This window comes from Acinetobacter sp. YH16038, assembly GCF_013417275.1.
Lineage (GTDB): Bacteria > Pseudomonadota > Gammaproteobacteria > Pseudomonadales > Moraxellaceae > Acinetobacter.
Genome location: NZ_VPEG01000089.1, coordinates 1 through 3,820 on the forward strand (window position 1 = coordinate 1; position 3,820 = coordinate 3,820).

The 3,820-nt window shown below is 39.3% G+C and carries 5 protein-coding genes and 1 pseudogene; all 6 read left to right on the plus strand.

Annotated features, from left to right (window positions below):
• The first annotated feature begins 301 nt into the window (after window positions 1–301).
• Window positions 302–730 carry an arsenate reductase (glutaredoxin) gene (arsC, locus tag FTV34_RS16630; protein WP_004644743.1) on the plus strand — a complete coding sequence of 143 codons (429 nt, stop codon included), beginning with the start codon at window positions 302–304 and terminating at the stop codon, window positions 728–730.
• A 44-nt stretch (window positions 731–774) separates the two neighbouring features.
• Window positions 775–1,098 (plus strand): metalloregulator ArsR/SmtB family transcription factor, encoded by a 324-nt coding sequence (locus FTV34_RS16635; RefSeq protein WP_004644742.1) that lies wholly within the window; start codon window positions 775–777, stop codon window positions 1,096–1,098.
• 4 nt (window positions 1,099–1,102) lie between these two features.
• Window positions 1,103–1,576, plus strand: coding sequence for an arsenate reductase ArsC (locus FTV34_RS16640; RefSeq protein WP_004726772.1), 474 nt, complete (start codon window positions 1,103–1,105; stop codon window positions 1,574–1,576).
• 5 nt (window positions 1,577–1,581) lie between these two features.
• Complete coding sequence (gene arsB, locus FTV34_RS16645) at window positions 1,582–2,622, plus strand: ACR3 family arsenite efflux transporter (RefSeq protein ID WP_010116223.1); 1,041 nt, start codon at window positions 1,582–1,584, stop codon at window positions 2,620–2,622.
• A 4-nt stretch (window positions 2,623–2,626) separates the two neighbouring features.
• Window positions 2,627–3,331: an arsenical resistance protein ArsH gene (arsH, locus tag FTV34_RS16650; protein ID WP_005253621.1), complete on the plus strand. Its 705-nt coding sequence runs from the start codon at window positions 2,627–2,629 to the stop codon at window positions 3,329–3,331.
• A gap of 17 nt (window positions 3,332–3,348) precedes the next feature.
• A pseudogene (locus tag FTV34_RS16655) lies at window positions 3,349–3,693 on the plus strand (FAD-dependent oxidoreductase); the annotation flags it as partial.
• Between the last annotated feature and the right edge of the window lie 127 nt (window positions 3,694–3,820).

Sequence of the window (3,820 nt, forward strand, 5' to 3'; positions counted from 1 at the left end):
TGATTAGGCATTCTGTACCGTTAGAGTTTAGATAATTAAATACATATTGTACCGAAATTAAATATTAAGTCTATAAATACGGTTTTTGAGTTGCTTTTTAAGACTTTATTTTGTTCCGTTAGGCTATGCTCTAAATATACATATTTAAATAACGAGTTTTTTCTCACTCATAAGAATTTGCAAGAATATATATACATTTATTGACATTAAGTAATTTAAATAAAATCAATATATGTATTTGCATATATGTGGAAATACGTATATAAATATATCTGAGTTTCTAATAGCAGAGTCAGTCAAAATGTTCTCGACCATAAAGATTTATCACAATCCTGAGTGTGGTACATCAAGGAATACCTTAGCTTTAATTCAAAATGCAGGAATTGAACCAATCGTTATTGAATATCTAATTACCCCACCTTCGAAAGCAGAATTAATTGAACTTATTCGTAGTGCTGGTTTAAGTGTTAGAGAAGCAATTCGTAAAAATGTACCTCCATATTCTGATTTAGAAATTGTTCGGGAAGATTGGTCTGATGAACAGCTTTTAAATTTTATGCTTCAACATCCTATTTTGATTAACCGCCCATTCGTTGTTACGGATTTAGGTACACGTTTGTGTCGTCCTTCTGAAGTTGTTTTGGATATTCTCCCGTTTCCTCAGAAAGGCGCATTTAGCAAAGAAGATGGTGAAAAAATTATTGATGAAAATGGCCTAAGAATTAAATAGCACTTTCTCATCTCTTGAATGGAAAGAATGTGAAGGAGACTTATATGGATCAAGTTAATTTTTTTAAATGCTTATCAGATGAAACACGTCTCAATATAGTGACATTAATTGTTGAAAATAAAGAACTATGTGTATGTGATTTGACTGAAAAACTACAACTCAGTCAACCTAAAATTTCAAGACATTTAGCCCTTTTACGTGCTTCAGGGCTACTTCAAGATCGCAGACAAGGCCAATGGGTTTACTACAGTATCAATCCAAAATTGGCCAACTGGTGTTATGAAATTTTAGATATTTTGAAGACGGTTCAATCTCAATCAAAGCTGGATGATCAACACCCCCTTTCTGTAAATAGTTATTGTGAGTAATTCAATGAAATTTTTATTTTTATGTACTGGAAATAGCTGCCGTAGCATTTTGTCTGAAGTTTTGTTTAATAGCCGAGCACCAGAAGGTTGGAAAGCCTATAGCGCTGGGAGTAAGCCTTCAGGTCAAGTTCACCCGCTAACTTTAGAAACCCTTGAAAACTTAGGGTTATCTACTGAAGGTTTATGGAGTAAAACGATTGATGACTGTGAACAGTACCAACCTGATGTTGTGATCACGGTATGTGACTCTGCTGCTCAAGAAGCCTGTCCACTTTATTTGGGTGGAGCAATCAAGGCACATTGGGGCCTAGCTGATCCTTCACACCTGGAAGTAAATAAAGAAGAAAAAATGAAAGCTTTTATGACCACTGTTGAACATATCAACCGTCGTTTAGATGCTTTATTTGCCCTAGATGTAAATAAACTTTCTCGTCCTGAACTCATTGCTGAAATCAATAAAATTTCGAATGTTGAGTAAGAGATATGTCTGAAAAACGCTTATCCTTTTTAGATCGTAACCTGACGCTATGGATTTTTATTGCCATGGCTCTAGGTATTGCAATCGGAAACTTCTTTCCGCAAGCTTCTGTCGCACTCGATCAATTAAGTATCAACTCTGTGAATATTCCAATTGCAGTTGGTCTTATTCTGATGATGTATCCCCCCCTGGCAAAAGTGAACTATGCGACGTTGCCACAAGTATTTAAAGATAAAAAAACACTAACTTTATCTTTAATACAAAACTGGCTAATTGCCCCAGTACTGATGTTTGCTCTGGCTATTATATTTTTACATAGCTATCCCGAATATATGACTGGTGTCATCCTAATTGGTCTAGCTCGATGTATTGCCATGGTATTGGTTTGGAATGGCCTAGCTTGTGGTGATAATCAATATGTTGCAGCCTTAGTTGCCTTTAACAGTATCTTCCAGATTTTATTCTTCAGTACCTATGCCTGGTTATTCCTGACCTTCCTGCCACCTTATTTCGGTGTTGCTTCACAGGTCATTAATGTTGATTTCTGGACCATCACCCATGCTGTTCTGGTTTATCTTGGTATTCCATTTCTGTTGGGTTTCTTAACGCGTTGGATTCTGGTGAAACAAAAAGGGGTAGAGTGGTATGAAACTCAGTTTATTCCGAAAATCAGCCCGCTGAGTTTAATGGCTTTACTGTTCACGATTCTGGCCATGTTTAGCCTAAAAGGTGGTGATGTCGTGAGTCTTCCACTGGAAGTTTTACGAATCGCGGTTCCTTTAACCATTTACTTCGTTTTGATGTTCTTTATCAGCTTCTTCATGAGTAAATGGATGGGCAATGACTATCCTAAGACCACAGCAATCGCATTTACTGCAGCCGGGAATAATTTTGAATTATCACTGGCAGTCGCAATTGCCACTTTTGGTATCGCTTCACCTGTTGCTTTTACCACGATTATTGGTCCATTGGTCGAAGTTCCGGTGTTGATTGCCTTGGTGAGTGTTTCGCTCTGGCTGAGAAAAAAAGTTTTTAAAGAGGCCTAATTCTATGAATCTCCCAAACGTAGATCTTAATCTTCTTGAGCAACCGACTTTTGAAAAAGTTCAGGCAAAAGAACTTGCTCATCCCCCTCGCATTTTGCTCCTTTACGGCTCGAATCGAGAACGCTCTTACAGTCGCCTTGCCGTTCTTGAAGCCGGTCGAATCCTGGAGCATTTTGGGGCGGAAGTAAAAATCTTTCATCCTAAAGGGCTTCCTTTACCTGAAGATGCGGATACTGAGCATCCAAAAGTAAAAGAGTTGCATGAACTTTTAGCATGGTCAGAAGGCATGGTCTGGTGTTCACCTGAACGCCATGGTTCTATGAGTTCAATTTTTAAATCACAAATAGACTGGATTCCACTGGCAGGGGGTGCAATCCGTGCCACCCAAGGTAAAACTCTTGCCTTGATGCAAGTCAGTGGCGGATCACAGTCATTTAACAGCCTGAACCAGATGCGTATTTTGGGTCGTTGGATGCGGATGATCACCATTCCAAATCAGTCCTCAGTTCCAAAAGCATTCTTGGAATTCGAAGAAGATGGACGAATGAAACCTTCAGCTTTCTATGACCGGATTGTGGATGTGATGGAAGAGTTATTTAAGTTCACCCTACTGACCCGTGGTCAAAGCAAATACCTGACAGATCGTTATTCTGAACGTAAGGAATCGGCTGAAGAATTATCTAAACGTGTGAATCAGCGTAGTTTGTAAACGCTAGGTGATATTAAATGCAAAAGAGACATTCTAAATTAATTATTCTAGGTTCAGGCCCTGCGGGTTATAGCGCAGCTGTATATGCTGCACGTGCCAACTTAAAGCCAACGCTGATTGCCGGTTTACAGCTAGGTGGTCAGTTGACCACAACAACCGAAGTCGACAATTGGCCGGGTGACCCTGAAGGTCTAACTGGTCCTGCACTCATGGAACGTATGCAAGCGCATGCTGAACGCTTTGGTACTGACATTGTCTATGACCATATCAACGAAGTTGATTTAAGCGTTCGTCCATTCGTTCTAAAAGGTGATATGGAAGAGTTCACTTGTGATGCCCTGATTATTGCAACAGGTGCAACGGGCACTGTTGCAAATAACCACGAATGGTAAGCTGAAGACTGTTTTAGCTAAAGGTGCAGCATATGAATCCTTTCCATGGTCGGCATTTTCAGGGCGAAATCATTCTTTGGGCTGTGCGCTGGTATTG

What these genes read in the sequence shown, in the direction of transcription:
- arsC (WP_004644743.1), top strand. Translation starts at nt 302, where the DNA reads ATGTTCTCGACCATAAAGATTTATCACAATCCTGAGTGTGGTACATCA.
- FTV34_RS16635 (WP_004644742.1), top strand. Translation starts at nt 775, where the DNA reads ATGGATCAAGTTAATTTTTTTAAATGCTTATCAGATGAAACACGTCTC.
- FTV34_RS16640 (WP_004726772.1), top strand. Translation starts at nt 1,103, where the DNA reads ATGAAATTTTTATTTTTATGTACTGGAAATAGCTGCCGTAGCATTTTG.
- arsB (WP_010116223.1), top strand. Translation starts at nt 1,582, where the DNA reads ATGTCTGAAAAACGCTTATCCTTTTTAGATCGTAACCTGACGCTATGG.
- arsH (WP_005253621.1), top strand. Translation starts at nt 2,627, where the DNA reads ATGAATCTCCCAAACGTAGATCTTAATCTTCTTGAGCAACCGACTTTT.